At 71.5% G+C, this 15,652-nt stretch carries 18 protein-coding genes; 13 read left to right on the top strand and 5 right to left on the bottom strand.

The window, feature by feature from the left end; translation table 11 throughout:
- Positions 1-71: 71 nt before the first annotated feature.
- Positions 72-449: a hypothetical protein gene (locus AMK24_RS14840; RefSeq protein ID WP_073769134.1), complete on the top strand. Its 378-nt coding sequence runs from the start codon at positions 72-74 to the stop codon at positions 447-449.
- Between the two features lie 101 nt (positions 450-550).
- Here the strand turns inward: AMK24_RS14840 and AMK24_RS14835 are convergent, their stop codons facing one another.
- From AMK24_RS14835 to AMK24_RS14825, 3 genes are all read right to left on the bottom strand, one after another.
- Positions 551-1,537 carry a COX15/CtaA family protein gene (locus AMK24_RS14835; protein WP_073769132.1) on the bottom strand — a complete coding sequence of 329 codons (987 nt, stop codon included), beginning with the start codon at positions 1,535-1,537 and terminating at the stop codon, positions 551-553.
- Between the two features lie 88 nt (positions 1,538-1,625).
- Positions 1,626-2,393 (bottom strand): ABC transporter permease, encoded by a 768-nt coding sequence (locus tag AMK24_RS14830; RefSeq protein WP_073769130.1) that lies wholly within the window; start codon positions 2,391-2,393, stop codon positions 1,626-1,628.
- Positions 2,390-3,316 carry an ABC transporter ATP-binding protein gene (locus tag AMK24_RS14825; protein WP_073769128.1) on the bottom strand — a complete coding sequence of 309 codons (927 nt, stop codon included), beginning with the start codon at positions 3,314-3,316 and terminating at the stop codon, positions 2,390-2,392. Before AMK24_RS14825 ends, AMK24_RS14830 begins: the two co-directional genes overlap by 4 nt.
- A gap of 136 nt (positions 3,317-3,452) precedes the next feature.
- Here AMK24_RS14825 and AMK24_RS14820 point away from each other — a divergent pair, with 136 nt between their 5' ends.
- The 8 genes from AMK24_RS14820 (at position 3,453) to AMK24_RS14785 (ending at position 10,049) form a co-directional block, all read left to right on the top strand.
- Positions 3,453-4,196 carry a helix-turn-helix transcriptional regulator gene (locus tag AMK24_RS14820; RefSeq protein WP_073769126.1) on the top strand — a complete coding sequence of 248 codons (744 nt, stop codon included), beginning with the start codon at positions 3,453-3,455 and terminating at the stop codon, positions 4,194-4,196.
- Positions 4,193-5,614, top strand: coding sequence for a Fe-S cluster assembly protein SufB (sufB, locus tag AMK24_RS14815; protein WP_073769124.1), 1,422 nt, complete (start codon positions 4,193-4,195; stop codon positions 5,612-5,614). Before AMK24_RS14820 ends, sufB begins: the two co-directional genes overlap by 4 nt.
- 98 nt (positions 5,615-5,712) lie before the next feature.
- Entirely contained in the window at positions 5,713-6,894 is a 1,182-nt protein-coding gene (gene sufD / locus AMK24_RS14810) for a Fe-S cluster assembly protein SufD (protein ID WP_073769122.1), read from the top strand.
- Entirely contained in the window at positions 6,894-7,211 is a 318-nt protein-coding gene (locus tag AMK24_RS14805; RefSeq protein WP_014156911.1) for a bifunctional 3-phenylpropionate/cinnamic acid dioxygenase ferredoxin subunit, read from the top strand. Before sufD ends, AMK24_RS14805 begins: the two co-directional genes overlap by 1 nt.
- A gap of 7 nt (positions 7,212-7,218) precedes the next feature.
- A complete protein-coding gene (gene sufC / locus AMK24_RS14800) occupies positions 7,219-7,983 on the top strand; it encodes a Fe-S cluster assembly ATPase SufC (RefSeq protein WP_073769120.1) in 765 nt (254 codons plus the stop codon).
- Entirely contained in the window at positions 7,980-9,248 is a 1,269-nt protein-coding gene (locus AMK24_RS14795; RefSeq protein WP_073769118.1) for a cysteine desulfurase, read from the top strand. The genes sufC and AMK24_RS14795 overlap by 4 nt, the downstream gene beginning before the upstream one ends.
- 10 nt (positions 9,249-9,258) lie before the next feature.
- Positions 9,259-9,714, top strand: coding sequence for a Fe-S cluster assembly sulfur transfer protein SufU (gene sufU, locus AMK24_RS14790; protein ID WP_073769116.1), 456 nt, complete (start codon positions 9,259-9,261; stop codon positions 9,712-9,714).
- On the top strand, positions 9,711-10,049 hold the full coding sequence (locus AMK24_RS14785; protein ID WP_030117349.1) for a metal-sulfur cluster assembly factor: 339 nt from the start codon (positions 9,711-9,713) through the stop codon (positions 10,047-10,049). The genes sufU and AMK24_RS14785 overlap by 4 nt, the downstream gene beginning before the upstream one ends.
- 75 nt (positions 10,050-10,124) lie before the next feature.
- Here AMK24_RS14785 and AMK24_RS14780 read toward each other — a convergent pair whose 3' ends face one another.
- Positions 10,125-11,114, bottom strand: coding sequence for a hypothetical protein (locus AMK24_RS14780; RefSeq protein WP_073769576.1), 990 nt, complete (start codon positions 11,112-11,114; stop codon positions 10,125-10,127).
- Between the two features lie 287 nt (positions 11,115-11,401).
- Between AMK24_RS14780 and AMK24_RS14775 the strand changes: the two genes are divergently transcribed.
- Together AMK24_RS14775 and AMK24_RS14770 are read left to right on the top strand one after the other, a co-directional pair.
- Positions 11,402-11,728, top strand: coding sequence for a DMT family transporter (locus tag AMK24_RS14775; RefSeq protein WP_073769114.1), 327 nt, complete (start codon positions 11,402-11,404; stop codon positions 11,726-11,728).
- Positions 11,728-12,291: a TetR/AcrR family transcriptional regulator gene (locus tag AMK24_RS14770; RefSeq protein ID WP_073769112.1), complete on the top strand. Its 564-nt coding sequence runs from the start codon at positions 11,728-11,730 to the stop codon at positions 12,289-12,291. The genes AMK24_RS14775 and AMK24_RS14770 overlap by 1 nt, the downstream gene beginning before the upstream one ends.
- A 68-nt stretch (positions 12,292-12,359) precedes the next feature.
- Here AMK24_RS14770 and AMK24_RS14765 read toward each other — a convergent pair whose 3' ends face one another.
- Positions 12,360-13,241: a winged helix-turn-helix transcriptional regulator gene (locus AMK24_RS14765; protein WP_073769110.1), complete on the bottom strand. Its 882-nt coding sequence runs from the start codon at positions 13,239-13,241 to the stop codon at positions 12,360-12,362.
- Positions 13,242-13,382: 141 nt separating this feature from the next.
- Here AMK24_RS14765 and AMK24_RS14760 point away from each other — a divergent pair, with 141 nt between their 5' ends.
- Positions 13,383-14,624 carry an MFS transporter gene (locus AMK24_RS14760; RefSeq protein ID WP_073769107.1) on the top strand — a complete coding sequence of 414 codons (1,242 nt, stop codon included), beginning with the start codon at positions 13,383-13,385 and terminating at the stop codon, positions 14,622-14,624.
- A gap of 10 nt (positions 14,625-14,634) precedes the next feature.
- Positions 14,635-15,633, top strand: a complete 999-nt coding sequence (dapD, locus tag AMK24_RS14755) for a 2,3,4,5-tetrahydropyridine-2,6-dicarboxylate N-succinyltransferase (RefSeq protein ID WP_073769575.1) — start codon at positions 14,635-14,637, stop codon at positions 15,631-15,633.
- The last annotated feature ends 19 nt before the right edge of the window (positions 15,634-15,652 follow it).

Below are 15,652 nucleotides of genomic sequence, written 5' to 3'. Positions count from 1 at the left end.
GCGGGTCGCGTGGCACAAGCCACGCGACCCGCCCGTCGCCAGTTCGGCTACCCGTCGGTAGCATCCTGTCCATGGCAGAGACGGCAGTAGAAGCGAACGAGACCGGGCAGACCCCGCGGACCGACGCCAGGAAGGCGGCGCGCGCCGAGCGCAGGGCGGCGAAGCTCGCCCGGGAGATCGGCGCCTTCGCCAAGCAGCACGGCGGCGCGGAGGGTCAGCTCGCCTACATCGGCCAGGCGGGCGCCCGCATCGTCCTGGTCGGCCGGGACGGCGCCTGGGGCGACCTGGTGGCCCCGACGTACGCGGTGGCCGAGAGCGCGGCCGCGAAGTCCGGCATCGTGATGCACGACGAGTTCGACGGCGAGTTCGCGCTCAAGGTCCGCACGGGTCCGTACGAGTGGTCACGGATGGCCGGGATCCAGGTCGGCGGCCCCTCCAACGAGAGCTGAAACGCTCCGGGAGGACGACGGCCGCGCGGGGCCGGAGAGCGTACGACGGAGGGGGCGGCGGGCATCATGCCCGCCGCCCCCTCCGTCGTACGCGAAGGCTCTCAGCCCGCCGTGGCGGACGCCTTCTCCGACCGCTCGGAGGACGGGCCCGGCAGCGGGGCCGACGTCTCGTCGCCGCGCTCGCGCATGCTCAGCACCAGCCGGATCACCGCGATCCACAGAACGGCCGAGCCGAACATGTGGACGCCGACCAGGATCTCGGGGACGTCGCTGAAGTACTGGACGTACCCGATCACGCCCTGGGCGAGCAGCACGAGCAGCAGGTCCCGGGCGCGGGCCCGGGTGTCGGCGGGCGCGTCCACCGCCCGCAGCGCCAGCCACATCGCGATGGCCAGGGCGCAGACCACCCAGGCGGCGACGGCGTGGACATGGGCGGCGGCCGACCAGTCCCAGGGCATGCGCGGCACGTCGCTGCTGTCGCCGGCGTGCTTGCCGGACCCGGTCACCGAGGTGCCCAGCACGATCAGGACCACCGTGGTCGCCACGATCGCCCAGGCCAGGCGGCGCACCGGCAGCGGCGCCCGGGGGCGCGGCGGCCCGTCGCCCTCGCCGATCCGCACCCAGGTGATCACGGTGAGGGCGAGGAGCGCGTTGGCCAGCAGGAAGTGCCCGGCCACCGTCCAGGGGTTGAGGCCCGCCCAGACGGTGATGCCGCCGAGGACGGCGTTGCCCAGCACGACCCAGAACTGCGCCCAGGCCAGCCGGGTCACCTTGCGGCGGCGCGGCTTCATCGAGCTGACGGCGACGATCGCCCAGCCGACCGCGGCCGACAGCACGTAGGTCAGCATGCGGTTGCCGAACTCGATCGCACCGTGCAGCCCCTGTTCCGGGGTGGCGAACAGGCTGTCGTCGGTGCACTTGGGCCAGGTGTCGCAGCCGAGGCCCGAACCGGTGAGCCGGACGGCCCCGCCCGTGACGATGATGAAGACGCTCATCATGACGGCGGAGAGCGCGGCGCGCTTCACCACCCGGGTGGACGGCGTCCAGCGCTTGGCGATGAGGGAGATGGGGGTTTCCACGCCGACCATCGTAGGACGGGGCTTGTGCACGATTTCACGAGGGGTGGTTCCGTACCCGGATGCCCGCACAAGTCCAGCCGTAAGGCCCTGCCGGGGACTACTCCCAGCGGAAGAACCTCGCCGCGGCGCCGAGCCCCAGCACCGCCCACACGGCCAGGATCCCGGCCTGGTCCCACGGCATCGGGGCACCGTGCCGGAGAACGTCCCGCAGCCCTCCGGAGAGCGCCGACACGGGCAGCAGTTCCAGCGCCGACCGCACCGCGTCCGGGAACTTGTCCAGCGGCACGAGGATCCCGCCGCCGACCAGCAGCAGGAGGAAGACCAGGTTGGCGGCGGCCAGGGTCGCCTCCGCCTTCAGCGTCCCGGCCATCAGCAGGCCGAGCCCGGAGAACGCGGCGGTCCCCAGGACCAGGAGCAGTGCCACGGAGAGCGGGTTGCCGTGCGGCGACCAGCCCAGGGCGAGGGCGATCGCCGTCAGCAGCGCGATCTGCAGCACCTCGGTGACCAGCACCGACAGCGTCTTCGCGGTCATCAGCGCCCAGCGGGGCAGCGGGGAGGCCCCGAGCCGCTTGAGGACCCCGTAGCGGCGCTCGAAGCCGGTGGCGATGGCCTGGCCGGTGAAGGCGGTCGACATCACGGCGAGCGCCAGGACGCCCGGGGCCAGGAAGTCCACCGACGCGCCCGAGCCGGTGTCGATGATGTCGACCGCGCTGAACAGCACCAGCAGCAGCGCCGGGATGATCACCGTCAGCAGCAGTTGCTCGCCGTTGCGCAGCAGCATCCGGGTCTCCAGCGCGGTCTGCGCGGCGATCATCCGGGGGAGCGGGGCGGCGCCGGGGCGCGGGGTGTACGTACCGGCGCTCATGCGCGCAGCTCCTTGCCGGTCAGGTCGAGGAAGACGTCCTCCAGGGTGTGCCGCTCCACGGAGATGCCGTCGGGCATCACGCCGTGCTGGGCGCACCAGGAGGTCACGGTGGCCAGCAGCTGCGGGCCGACGTCCCCGGTGATCCGGTACGTCCCCGGCAGCGGCTCCGCCGCCCCGGAACCGTCGGGCAGCGCCTTGAGGAGGGAGCCGAGGTCGAGCCCCGGGCGGCCGGTGAAGCGCAGGGTGTTCTCCGCGCCGCCCCGGCACAGCTCCTCGGGGGCGCCGTGGGCGACGACCCGGCCCGCGTCGATGATCGCGACGTCGTCGGCGAGCGCTTCGGCCTCGTCCATGAAGTGGGTGGTCAGCACCGTGGAGACCCCGTCGCCGCGCAGCTCGCGCACCAGCTCCCAGGTGGCGCGGCGGGCCTGCGGGTCGAGCCCGGCGGTCGGCTCGTCCAGGAAGAGCAGCTCGGGCCGGCCGACGACCGCCATGGCCAGGGAGAGGCGCTGCTGCTGGCCGCCGGAGAGCCGCCGGTAGGCCGTACGGCCGCAGTCGCCGAGGCCGAGGCGCTCGACCAGGGCGTCCACGTCGAGGGGGTGGGCGTGCAGCTTCGCCATGTGCCGGAGCATCTCCTCCGCGCGAGCCCCCGAGTAGACGCCGCCGGACTGGAGCATCACGCCGATGCGCGGGCGCAGCCGTTCCGCGTCGGCGACCGGGTCGAGGCCGAGGACCCGCACGGCGCCCGCGTCGGGCCGGCGGTAGCCCTCGCAGATCTCGATCGTGGTGGTCTTCCCGGCGCCGTTCGGGCCGAGGACGGCGGTCACCGCGCCCGCCGCGACGACCAGGTCGAGGCCGTTCACCGCGGTCTTCGCGCCGTACCGCTTGACCAGGTTCCCGACCTGTACGACGGGCTCGTTCTCCATGGCGCACCAGTCTAGGCAGCGCCTCGGACAGGGCGTTCCGCGGGGCCGGATTAGGTAACCCTAAGTGACGAACCGCACCGTAGATCGTTTCGGACCGTGGTTGTCAGAGTCGAATGAATTACGCAACAATGGTGTTGTGAAATACGACGGACGGGCTCCTCAGGAGGACCTCGCGACCGGTGAGCGCTCCACGCGCAACCGGGTCGCGCGCTCCATCCTGGACCACGGCCCCTCCACCGTCGCGGACCTCGCGGGGCGGCTCGGCCTCACCCAGGCCGCCGTCCGCCGCCATCTCGACGCCCTCGTCTCCGACAACGTCGTGGAAGCCCGCGAACAGCGGGTCTACGGGGCGCGGACCCGCGGCAGGCCCGCCAAGGTGTTCGCCCTGACGGACTGCGGCCGTGACGCCTTCGACCAGTCCTACGACAAGCTGGCCGCCGACGCCCTGCACTTCATCGCCGAGTCCGGGGGGGACGAGGCGGTCGTCGCCTTCGCCCGCGCCCGGATGGCCGCGGCGGGCGAGGCGTACCGGGCGGCGGTCGAGGCCGCGGAGCCCCAGGGGCGTACCGAGGCCCTGGCCAAGGCCCTGTCCGCCGACGGGTACGCTGCTACGGCGCGAAGCGCGCCCGGCCCCCAGCAGGGCGAGCAGCTGTGCCAGCACCACTGCCCGGTGGCGCACGTCGCCGAGCAGTTCCCACAGCTGTGCGAGGCGGAGACGGAATTCTTCTCCAGCCTCCTCGGGACCCATGTGCAGCGTCTGGCCACCCTCGCCCACGGCGACGGCGTGTGCACGACCTATGTGCCGCGCAGTGGCCACGCAGCACCCCCACAGACCACCCATTCAGCATCTGCAAGCACGGCCGGGAGGAACCCCGCATGACGCTCCCCACGGAGACTGCCCACCCTGAGCTCGAGGGTCTGGGTACGTACGAATTCGGCTGGGCCGACTCCGACGCGGCAGGCGCGGCGGCGAAGCGCGGCCTCTCCGAGGCTGTCGTACGCGACATCTCGGAGAAGAAGAACGAGCCCGAGTGGATGCTGAAGCTGCGGCTCAAGGGGCTGAAGCTCTTCGACAAGAAGCCCATGCCGAACTGGGGCTCCGACCTGTCGGGCATCGACTTCGACAACATCAAGTACTTCGTGCGCTCCACGGAGAAGCAGGCGGCCTCCTGGGAGGAGTTGCCCGAGGACATCAAGAACACGTACGACAAGCTCGGCATCCCCGAGGCGGAGAAGCAGCGCCTGGTCGCCGGCGTCGCCGCGCAGTACGAGTCCGAGGTCGTCTACCACCAGATCCGCGAGGACCTGGAGGAGCAGGGCGTCATCTTCCTGGACACCGACACCGCGCTGAAGGAGCACCCGGAGCTCTTCAAGGAGTACTTCGGCACCGTCATCCCGGTCGGCGACAACAAGTTCGCCTCGCTGAACACGGCCGTGTGGTCCGGCGGCTCGTTCATCTACGTGCCCAAGGGCGTCCACGTGGACATCCCGCTCCAGGCCTACTTCCGCATCAACACGGAGAACATGGGCCAGTTCGAGCGGACGCTGATCATCGTCGACGAGGACGCCTACGTCCACTACGTCGAGGGCTGCACCGCCCCGATCTACTCCTCGGACTCGCTGCACAGCGCCGTGGTCGAGATCATCGTCAAGAAGGGCGGCCGCTGCCGCTACACGACCATCCAGAACTGGTCGAACAACGTCTACAACCTGGTCACCAAGCGGGCCGTGGCCTACGAGGGCGCGACCATGGAGTGGGTCGACGGCAACATCGGCTCCAAGGTGACCATGAAGTACCCGGCCGTCTACCTGATGGGCGAGCACGCCAAGGGCGAGACCCTGTCCATCGCCTTCGCGGGCGAGGGCCAGCACCAGGACGCCGGGGCCAAGATGGTCCACATGGCCCCGAACACCTCCTCGAACATCGTCTCCAAGTCGGTGGCGCGCGGCGGCGGCCGCACGTCCTACCGCGGACTGATCGAGATCGGCGAGGGCGCGCCGGGCGCGAAGTCCAACGTCCTCTGCGACGCCCTGCTCGTCGACACGATCTCCCGCTCGGACACCTACCCCTACGTCGACGTCCGCGAGGACGACGTGTCGATGGGCCACGAGGCGACCGTCTCCAAGGTCTCCGAGGACCAGCTGTTCTACCTGATGAGCCGCGGACTCACCGAGTTCGAGGCCATGGCGATGATCGTGCGCGGCTTCGTCGAGCCGATCGCCAAGGAGCTGCCCATGGAGTACGCCCTGGAACTCAACCGGCTGATCGAGCTGCAGATGGAGGGTTCGGTCGGCTAGGTCTCGCCCGAGACCCCCGGGACGGCCGCCCGCGGCCGTCCCGCCGCCCCACCGAACCCCCGAGTACGTGACTGAAGAAAGCGAGCACTACGACAGCCATGGCTGAGGCTCAGAACACTCCGGCGGGCTCCACCACCGCCGGCTCCATCGCGGTGGCCGCCGAGTCGACCGTCGCCACCCGCATGAGCGCACCCCCGTCCTTCGACGTCGCGGACTTCCCCGTCCCGCACGGCCGCGAGGAGGAGTGGCGCTTCACGCCGCTGGAGCGGCTGCGCGGGCTGCACGACGGCACCGCCGTCGCCACCGGCGGCGGGGTCAAGGTCGCCATCGACGCCCCCGAGGGCGTCACCGTCGAGACCGTCGGCCGCGACGACGCCCGCCTCGGCCGGGCCGGTACCCCGGTGGACCGGGTGGCCGCCCAGGCGTACAGCTCCTTCGAGCAGGCGTCGGTCGTCACGGTCGCCAAGGACACCGTGCTCACCGAGCCGATCCGGATCGCCGTGCACGGCGAGGGCGGCACCGCCTACGGCCACCAGCTCATCGAGCTGGGCGCCTTCGCCGAGGCCGTCGTCGTCATCGACCACACCGGCGACGCGGTGCTCGCCGCCAACGTCGACTACGTCCTGGGCGACGGCGCGAAGCTGACCGTCGTCTCCGTCCAGGACTGGGACGACACGGCCGTCCACGTCGGCCAGCACAACGCGCTGGTCGGCCGCGACGCCTCCTTCAAGTCCGTCGTCGTCACCTTCGGCGGCGACCTCGTCCGCCTGCACCCCCGGGTCGCCTACGCGGCCACCGGCGGCGAGGCGGAGCTGTTCGGCCTGTACTTCACCGACAAGGGCCAGCACCAGGAGCACCGCCTCCTGGTCGACCACAACACCCCGCACTGCACGTCCAACGCGGTGTACAAGGGCGCCCTCCAGGGCGACGGCGCACACGCCGTCTGGATCGGCGACGTCCTCATCCAGGCCGCGGCCGAGGGCACCGACACCTACGAGATGAACCGGAACCTCGTCCTCACCGACGGCGCCCGGGTCGACTCCGTGCCCAATCTGGAGATCGAGACCGGCGAGATCGTCGGCGCCGGCCACGCCTCCGCGACCGGCCGCTTCGACGACGAGCAGCTCTTCTACCTCCAGTCGCGCGGCATCCCGGCCGAGGAGGCCCGCCGCCTGGTCGTGCGCGGCTTCTTCGCCGAGCTGGTCCAGCAGATCGGCCTCCCGGACGTCGAGGAGCGGCTGATCGAGAAGATCGAGGCCGAGCTGAAGGCGTCCGTCTGATGGCCTTCGTCAAAGCCTGTGCGCTGAGCGAGCTGGAGGACGACACCCCCAAGCGGGTGGAGCTCGACGGCACGCCCGTCTCCGTCGTCCGCACCGAGGGCGAGGTGTTCGCGATCAACGACATCTGCTCGCACGCGAACGTCTCCCTCTCGGAGGGCGAGGTGGAGGACTGCGCGATCGAGTGCTGGCTGCACGGATCGTCGTTCGACCTCCGCACCGGCAAGCCGTCCGGTCTTCCCGCGACGCGCCCCGTCCCCGTATACCCCGTAAAGATCGAAGGGGACGATGTGCTCGTCTCCGTCACCCAGGAGTCCTGAGTCACCCATGGCAACGCTTGAAATCCGCGACCTGCACGTCACCGTCGAGGCCGACAACGCCACGAAGGAGATCCTCAAGGGCGTCGACCTGACCGTGAAGCAGGGCGAGACCCACGCCATCATGGGCCCCAACGGGTCCGGCAAGTCCACCCTCGCGTACTCGCTGGCGGGTCACCCCAAGTACACGATCACCGGGGGCACGGTCACCCTGGACGGCGAGGACGTCCTGGAGATGTCCGTCGACGAGCGCGCCCGCGCCGGCCTGTTCCTGGCCATGCAGTACCCGGTCGAGATCCCCGGCGTCTCGGTCTCCAACTTCCTGCGCACCTCCGCCACCGCCGTCCGCGGCGAGGCCCCCAAGCTGCGTACGTGGGTCAAGGAGGTCAAGGAGACGATGGCCGGGCTCCAGATGGACCCGTCCTTCGCCGAGCGCAACGTCAACGAGGGCTTCTCCGGCGGTGAGAAGAAGCGCCACGAGATCCTCCAGCTGGAGCTGCTCAAGCCGAAGATCGCCGTCCTGGACGAGACCGACTCCGGCCTCGACGTCGACGCGCTCAAGACCGTCTCCGAGGGCGTCAACCGGGTCCGTGCGACCGGCGAGGTCGGCACGCTCCTGATCACGCACTACACCCGCATCCTGAAGTACATCAAGCCCGACTACGTGCACGTCTTCGCGGGCGGCCGGATCGCGGCCTCCGGCGGCGCCGAGCTGGCCGACCAGCTGGAGAACGAGGGCTACGAGGCCTACACGAAGGGTGGCGCTTCCGCGTGACTGACGCCCGACAGGGGCTCTCCGGCCTCCTCGACACCGAGGCGATCCGCAAGGACTTCCCGCTCCTGGACCGCACGGTCCACGACGGCAAGAAGATCGTTTACCTGGACTCCGCGGCGACCTCGCAGAAGCCGCGCCAGGTCCTCGACGCGCTCAACACGTACTACGAGCGCCACAACGCGAACGTGCACCGAGGCGTCTACACGGTCGCCGAGGAGGCCACCGCGCTGTACGAGGGCGCCCGCGACAAGGTCGCCGCCTTCATCAACGCGCCCAGCCGCGACGAGGTGATCTTCACGAAGAACGCCTCCGAGTCGCTGAACCTCGTGGCGAACATGCTCGGGTGGGCGGACGAGCCCTATCGGGTGGACCGTGAGACCGAGATCGTCACCACGGAGATGGAGCACCACTCCAACATCGTCCCGTGGCAGCTGCTCGCGCAGCGCACGGGTGCGAAGCTGAAGTGGTTCGGCATCACCGACGACGGCCGGCTGGACCTGTCGAACATCGACGAGATCATCACCGAGAAGACGAAGATCGTCTCCTTCACCCTGGTCTCCAACATCCTCGGCACCGTCAACCCGGTCGAGCAGATCATCCGCCGCGCCCAGCAGGTCGGCGCGCTGGTCTGCATCGACGCCTCGCAGGCGGCCCCGCACATGGTGCTCGACGTGCAGGCGCTCCAGGCGGACTTCGTGGCCTTCACCGGCCACAAGATGGTCGGCCCGACCGGCATCGGCGTCCTGTGGGGGCGGCAGGAACTCCTGGAGGACCTGCCCCCGTTCCTCGGCGGCGGCGAGATGATCGAGACCGTGTCGATGCACTCCTCGACCTACGCCCCGGCGCCCCACAAGTTCGAGGCGGGTACGCCCCCGATCGCCCAGGCCGTCGGCCTCGGCGCGGCCGTGGACTACCTCTCCGCGATCGGCATGGAGAAGATCCACCAGCACGAGAAGGCGATCACCGAGTACGCGGTGCGGCGCCTCCTGGAGGTCCCGGACCTGCGGATCATCGGCCCGGCGACGGCCGAGGACCGCGGGGCGGCGATCTCCTTCACGCTCGGCGACATCCACCCGCACGACGTGGGCCAGGTACTCGACGAGCAGGGCATCGCCGTCCGCGTGGGCCACCACTGCGCCCGCCCGGTCTGCCTGCGGTACGGAATTCCCGCGACGACGCGAGCGTCGTTCTATCTGTACTCCACGCCCGCCGAGGTCGACGCCCTGGTGGACGGCCTGGAGCACGTACGGAACTTCTTCGGCTGAGGGTTGACTGGTGAAGCTTGATTCGATGTACCAGGAAGTGATCCTGGACCACTACAAGCACCCCCACGGGCGCGGCCTGCGGGACGGTGACGCGGAGGTCCACCACGTGAACCCCACGTGCGGTGACGAGATCACACTCCGGGTGAAGTACGACGGCGAGACCATCGCCGACGTGAGCTACGACGGCCAGGGCTGCTCCATCAGCCAGGCCAGCGCCTCCGTGCTGAACGAGCTGCTCGTCGGCAAGGAGCTGTCCCAGGCGCGGAGGATCCAGGAGACGTTCCTGGAGTTGATGCAGTCCAAGGGCCAGCTGGAGCCGGACGAGGCGATGGAGGAGGTGCTGGAGGACGCGGTGGCGTTCGCCGGCGTCTCCAAGTACCCCGCCCGGGTCAAGTGCGCGCTGCTGAGTTGGATGGCGTGGAAGGACGCGACGGCCAAGGCGCTGTCCGAAGGGAAGACCGCATGAGCGACAACGAGACCGTGACCATGAAGCCGGCCTCCGAGGAGGAGGTCCGCGAGGCGCTGTACGACGTCGTCGACCCCGAACTGGGCATCGACGTCGTCAACCTGGGCCTGATCTACGGCATCCACGTCGACGACGCGAACATCGCCACCATCGACATGACCCTGACGTCCGCGGCCTGCCCGCTGACCGACGTCATCGAGGACCAGGCGAAGTCCGCCACGGACGGCATCGTCAACGAACTCCGGATCAACTGGGTCTGGATGCCGCCGTGGGGCCCGGACAAGATCACCGACGACGGACGCGAGCAGCTCCGCGCGCTGGGGTTCAACGTCTGACGCGTCCCGGACGCACACCAACGGCCCTGCCCGCCAGTCCGACTGGCGGGCAGGGCCGTTCGCGTGCGGGGCGGTTCAGGCGTGGGCGGGCGGCGGCGGTCCGTACTGCTCGGGCAGGGCCGCCCCGGCCGCCTCCGCCAGGACCGGGCCCAGGTTCTCCGTGCGTATCCGGAGGTCCACGTACAACAGGCCGACCACCAGCGGCGGGAAGATCGCGGTGAACAGCTGGGAGATCAGCTGGCTGAGGAGCGACAGCAGGATCAGGCCGCCGAACACGGCGATGAGCTCCCCGGCGGTCGGATCGGCTCCCATGTCCGCGGGGTCGAACACGCCGGGGAGCATGCCGGCCGCCTGGAACGGCATCTGGATCATGTAACCGAGCGTGGCCGCCAGCCCGTACGCGAGCAGTCCGACGCCGAAGACCCGCCACCAGCTCCCGCGCACCAGTCGGACCGAGCGACGCAGGGCGGCGACCGGCCGCTGCTGTTCGAAGACCACGATCGTGGGGGCCAGCGAGAACCGTACGTAGAGCCAGGTCGCCACCGGGGCGATGAGCAGGGCGCCGAGGAAGCCGAACAGCATCAGCGGTACGACGCCGTCCTCGTCGCCGAGCGAGACGGTGTAGATCATCAGGCCGGCGAAGGCGGCCAGGAACAGCGCCATCGGGATGACCAGGATCAGCCCGGTCAGGAACACCGTGCCGATGATCGCCCAGACCCGCGACCACGCGCGGCTCCAGACGGCGCCGAAACGGATCGGACGGCCCAGGACGGCCTCCTGGAGGACCACGGGCACGGCTGCCTGCACCACGGCCGAGGCCAGCAGGTAGACGATCATGCCGACGACCATCAGCACGCCGAACGCGACGCCGAGCGGGACCAGGTCCGCTGCGTCCGGAGATCCCGAGGAGTCGGACGTCAGCTCGTCCCAGTGGGTCGCGACGGCGGAGCCGGCCACCACCAGAGCGACGATCATCACCAGCGTCGCCGCGCCGAACAGCGTCAGCGCGACGCCGATCAGGGGCTTCCAGTACCTGCCGAGTGTCGAGAAGGCGCCGCTGAGCATGTCCGAGACCCTCAGCGGCGCCAGGGGTATCACCCCCGGCCTGGGCGGTGCCGCCCACCCGCCGTTCCAGCCTCCGCCCGGTCCCTGCGCGCCCCCGTGGAAGGGCCCCCCTCCGTGAGGTGCGCCCCCGTACGGGCCGCCGCCCCACCCTGCGTCCTGCGCCACTGCGTCTCCGTCATGTCGTCGGCCCGGGTGCCCGGGCCGTGTGGTCGGTCGGCACACCGTAACGTCCCGGACGTGGGCCGATGATATGTACGGTCGTACGCAACGTTGCGTACAGTCGTCCCATGGGATACGCATACGGCCTGCTGGCCGCCGCCATCGCGGCGGAGGTGGCCGGGACGACGGCCATGAAGTACAGCGAGGGCTTCACCCGGCTCTGGCCCTCGCTCGGCGCCGTGGTGGGCTACCTCATCGCCTTCACCCTGCTCGCGCAGACCCTCAAGACGCTCTCGGTGGGCACCGCGTACGCCGTCTGGGCCGGTGTCGGCACCGCCGCGGTCGCCCTGATCGGGATCCTGTTCCTCGGGGAGTCCGGCAGCCCGGTCAAGATCGCGGGCATCGCCCTGGTCGTCGCCGGGGTGGTCGTGCTCAACCTGGGAGGGGCCCACTGATGGCCCGCCGGTACGACCCGGGGCGGCGGACGCGGATCATCGACGCGGCGCTGAGCGTGATCGCGGCCGAGGGCATGGCGGGTCTCAGCCATCGCACCGTGGCCGCCGAGGCCGATGTGCCGCTCGGCTCGACCACGTACCACTTCGACTCGCTCGACGACCTCCTCGTCGCCGCCCTGCGCCGGTGCAACGAGAACTTCGTCCAGGCCCTGCGCGACAGCGGCGTCTTCGACGCGGAGCCCGGAGGGGGCGGCTCGGGGGCGGACCTCGCGGACGAGCTGGCCCGGCTGCTGGACCGGTGGTTCGCGGGCGAGCGCGGAGCGATCGAGCTGGAGTACGAGCTGTACCTCGCGGCCCTGCGCCGCCCCGCGCTGCGGCCGGTCGCCGCCGAGTGGACCGAGGAGGCCGTCGGGCTGCTGTCCCGCCGCACCGACCCCGGGACCGCCCGCGCCCTCGTCGCGCTGATGGACGGCGTCTGCCTCCAGGTGCTGCTGGCGGGCGGCGGGTTCGACGCCGCGTACACCCGCGAGATGCTGGCGCGGATCGTGGCGGGCGGCGGCTGAGGCCCGGGGCGGGCCCGGCGCCGTGAGCGAGGACCGGCGGCTGGGTACGGGCCCGCCGGGGGCGGGGTTCAGCCGGCCGGCTCCCGGCGCACCGCCTCCAGCGCGTCGCGCACGCTCGCCCCGACGTCCGTGATCGGGTACAGCACCTCCCGGACCGTCCGCTCCCGGTCCACCACCAGCGTCAGCCGCTTCAGCCGGCTCACCCCCGCCGCCCGGAACGTGGGCAGCCGCAGCGCCGCGGTCAGCGTCAGGTCCGCGTCCGAGAGCAGCGGGAAGCGCAGCCGCTCCTTCTCCGCGAACGCCCGCTGTTCGTCCGGACGTTGCGTGGACACCCCGTGCACGGTCGCCCCCGCCGCCGTGAACTCGGCCACCTGGTCGCGGTACGTGCACGATTCGAGCGTGCAGCCGCTCGCCCCCGGGATCCCCGCCCAGCCCGGCGGGTAGGCGTCGCGGCGGGCGTACGCGCTCGGAAAGCAGTACAGGACGGTGTAGGGGGTCTCGGCGACCGGGTCGCGCGGCACTCCGTCGTCGCCCGGCAGCAGCAGCTCCGGCAGCCGCGTCCCCCGGAGCGCCCGCACCCGGGCCGCCTCCCGCGAGGCCTCCGTCGTCGTCGCCATCGTCTCCCCTTCCCCCAGCACCCACGCGTCGCCCCAGTCCTGGAGCGCGATCAGTACGGGCAGCAGCGCCCGGCCGCGCGGAGTGAGGCGGTACTCGTACCGGACCGGACGGTCCTGGTACGGCTCCCGCGCCAGCACCCCGGCGTCGACCAGCAGCCGCAGCCGCTCGGTCAGCACCTTGCGCGAGACGCCCAACTCCTGCTGGAGCGCGTCGAACCGGTGCACCCCGCGCGCGGTGTCCCGCACGATCAGCAGCGTCCACCAGTCGCCCACGACGTCGAGGGCCTGGGCGATGGAGCAGTCGGCGTCGGCCAGGCTGGTGCGCTGAGGCATGGTCGTCCCTCCGTGGTGACCGCTGTCGTCCCCGTCCGGGCTTTTCCGGTTGACCCCGATGGAACCATGCTGACACAGTTAGTTCCCATAAGGAACTCACTGCGCCGTGCGGTGGTTCCCGGACACGGGAGGCGGCGGGGGATGGGCATGTTGCGCGGAGTGCCGCGAACGGTACGGCTGCTGGCACTCGGGGCGTTCCTCAACGCCGTCGTCAGCTTCACCTTCGTCTACCTCTTCGTGTACCTCGTCGGACCGCGCGGGCTGACCGTCGCCCAGGCCGGCGTGGTCAGCGGCGTCGGCGGCATCGGCCTGGTGGCGGGGAACTTCACCGGCGGCTGGTTCGGGGACCGCTTGGGCCACCGCCGCGGGCTGCTGACCGGAGCCTGCGTCAGCGGGGCGGCGCTCGTCGTCCTGCCCGCACTCCCGGTCGCCGCCCTGTACGGGGTGCTCCCCCTCGCCCAGTACGCCGCGGGCGTCGTCCGGGCCGCCAACGCCGCCCTCGTGGCGGTCTCGGTACCCGAGGGGGGCCGCCGCCAGAGCTTCGCCCTCACCCGGTTCGCCGCCAACGGGGGCTTCGCCGTCGGCCCGCCGCTCGGCGCCCTGCTCGCCGCCCGCTTCTCCTACGACTGGCTCTTCGTCGCGGACGGCGCAGGCACCCTGCTCTTCGCCGTGTACGCCGCCCGCATCCTGCCCGCCCGCGGCACCGCCCTCTCCGCACCCGTCCACGACCCGGCCGCCCCCGGCCTCTGGCGCGAACTCCGCGCCAGGCCCGCCGTCCTGGTGCTCCTCGCCGCGATCGTCGTCGTCGACCTCGTCTACCGGCAGCAGTACTCGACCCTCCCGGTCTTCCTCGCCGACCACGGCCACTCCGCCCAGCTCTACGGCTGGCTGCTCGCCCTCAACGGCGGCGTCATCCTCTGCCTCGAACTGCCCGCCGCCCACGCCCTGCGCCGACGCGCCCCGCTCGGCCTCGTCGGCGCGGGGCTGCTGCTCGTCGCGCTCGGCTACGCCTTGCTGATCCCCGGCGCGGGCGTGCTCCTCGCCGTCGCCATGATGCTTTCGCTGACCCTCGGGGAGATCCTCTACAAGACCCCCGCCACCGCCTACGTCGCCGACCAGGCGCCCGGCCACCTCCAGGGCCGTTTCCAGAGCCTGTACGCCGGGGCGTCGATCAGCGGGCAGGTGCTCGCCCCTCCGCTGGGGGCCGCCGTGTACGCCGCCGCGCCCGCCCTCCTGTGGCCGCTCTGCGCCCTGCTCGCGGTGGCGGCGGGAGCGGCGGTGCGGGCGGCGCGGCGACTGCCGGGCCGGGGGGCGCGGCAGCCGGTCGCGGGGAAGGGGCCGCAGGCCGGGACCGGTTCGCCCGAGCGGGCCCCGGCCGGTTAGGTTGCTGTTCATGACCGACACGATCTCCCAGGGTTCTGCCCGCACCACCGGCGCCGTCGCCGCCGGCCTCGCCACCGTCGCCGGTGACGGCACCGTCCTCGACACCTGGTTCCCCGCCCCCGAACTGACCTCGGACCCCGGCCCGGCCGGCACGACGCGTCTCAGCCGGGACGAGGCCGTCAACCGGCTCGGCGAGGGCGCCGCCAAGGCCGTCGGCGTGGACGCCCGGCGCGGCGTCGAGGTCGTCGCCGTGGCCACGGTCATCTCCTCGCTCGACGACAAGCCGCTCGACGCGCACGACGCCTACCTGCGTCTGCACCTGCTCTCGCACCGGCTCGTCCGCCCGCACGGACAGAGCCTCGACGGCCTCTTCGGACTGCTCGCCAACGTCGCCTGGACCTCGCTCGGCCCGGTCGCCGTCGACGACCTGGAGCGGGTCCGCCTCAACGCCCGCGCCGAGGGCCTGCACCTCCAGGTCACCTCGGTCGACAAGTTCCCGCGCCTGACGGACTACGTCGCCCCCAAGGGCGTCCGCATCGCGGACGCCGACCGGGTCCGGCTCGGCGCGCACCTCGCCGCCGGGACCACCGTCATGCACGAGGGCTTCGTCAACTTCAACGCGGGCACGCTCGGCACTTCCATGGTCGAGGGCCGCATCTCGGCGGGCGTCGTCGTCGGCGACGGCTCCGACATCGGCGGCGGCGCGTCCACCATGGGCACCCTCTCCGGCGGCGGCACCGAGCGCATCGTCATCGGCGAGCGCTGCCTGATCGGCGCCGAGGCGGGCGTCGGGATCGCGCTCGGCGACGAGTGCGTCGTCGAGGCCGGCCTGTACGTCACCGCCGGCACCCGCGTCACCCTGCCGGACGGCCAGGTCGTCAAGGCCCGCGAGCTGTCCGGCGCCTCCAACATCCTCTTCCGCCGCAACTCCGTCACCGGCACCGTCGAGGCCCGCCCGAACAACGCGGTGTGGGGCGGCCTGAACGAGGTCCTGCACGCCCACAACTGAGGCCGCCGCCCCGGAACGT

It is taken from the genome of Streptomyces sp. CB02366 (genome assembly GCF_001905905.1).
Classification (GTDB): Bacteria; Actinomycetota; Actinomycetes; order Streptomycetales; family Streptomycetaceae; genus Streptomyces.
Note: the sequence above shows the minus strand (reverse complement) of the source record. Positions and strands in the feature narration are given on the sequence as shown.

Excerpts from the sequence above, each read along its gene's own strand:
- AMK24_RS14840 (WP_073769134.1), top strand. The coding sequence starts at position 72 with ATGGCAGAGACGGCAGTAGAAGCGAACGAGACCGGGCAGACCCCGCGG.
- AMK24_RS14835 (WP_073769132.1), bottom strand. The coding sequence starts at position 1,537 with ATGGTCGGCGTGGAAACCCCCATCTCCCTCATCGCCAAGCGCTGGACG.
- AMK24_RS14830 (WP_073769130.1), bottom strand. The coding sequence starts at position 2,393 with ATGAGCGCCGGTACGTACACCCCGCGCCCCGGCGCCGCCCCGCTCCCC.
- AMK24_RS14825 (WP_073769128.1), bottom strand. The coding sequence starts at position 3,316 with ATGGAGAACGAGCCCGTCGTACAGGTCGGGAACCTGGTCAAGCGGTAC.
- sufB (WP_073769124.1), top strand. The coding sequence starts at position 4,193 with ATGACGCTCCCCACGGAGACTGCCCACCCTGAGCTCGAGGGTCTGGGT.
- sufD (WP_073769122.1), top strand. The coding sequence starts at position 5,713 with ATGGCTGAGGCTCAGAACACTCCGGCGGGCTCCACCACCGCCGGCTCC.
- AMK24_RS14805 (WP_014156911.1), top strand. The coding sequence starts at position 6,894 with ATGGCCTTCGTCAAAGCCTGTGCGCTGAGCGAGCTGGAGGACGACACC.
- sufC (WP_073769120.1), top strand. The coding sequence starts at position 7,219 with ATGGCAACGCTTGAAATCCGCGACCTGCACGTCACCGTCGAGGCCGAC.
- AMK24_RS14785 (WP_030117349.1), top strand. The coding sequence starts at position 9,711 with ATGAGCGACAACGAGACCGTGACCATGAAGCCGGCCTCCGAGGAGGAG.
- AMK24_RS14780 (WP_073769576.1), bottom strand. The coding sequence starts at position 11,114 with ATGCTCAGCGGCGCCTTCTCGACACTCGGCAGGTACTGGAAGCCCCTG.
- AMK24_RS14775 (WP_073769114.1), top strand. The coding sequence starts at position 11,402 with ATGGGATACGCATACGGCCTGCTGGCCGCCGCCATCGCGGCGGAGGTG.
- AMK24_RS14770 (WP_073769112.1), top strand. The coding sequence starts at position 11,728 with ATGGCCCGCCGGTACGACCCGGGGCGGCGGACGCGGATCATCGACGCG.
- AMK24_RS14765 (WP_073769110.1), bottom strand. The coding sequence starts at position 13,241 with ATGCCTCAGCGCACCAGCCTGGCCGACGCCGACTGCTCCATCGCCCAG.
- AMK24_RS14760 (WP_073769107.1), top strand. The coding sequence starts at position 13,383 with ATGGGCATGTTGCGCGGAGTGCCGCGAACGGTACGGCTGCTGGCACTC.
- dapD (WP_073769575.1), top strand. The coding sequence starts at position 14,635 with ATGACCGACACGATCTCCCAGGGTTCTGCCCGCACCACCGGCGCCGTC.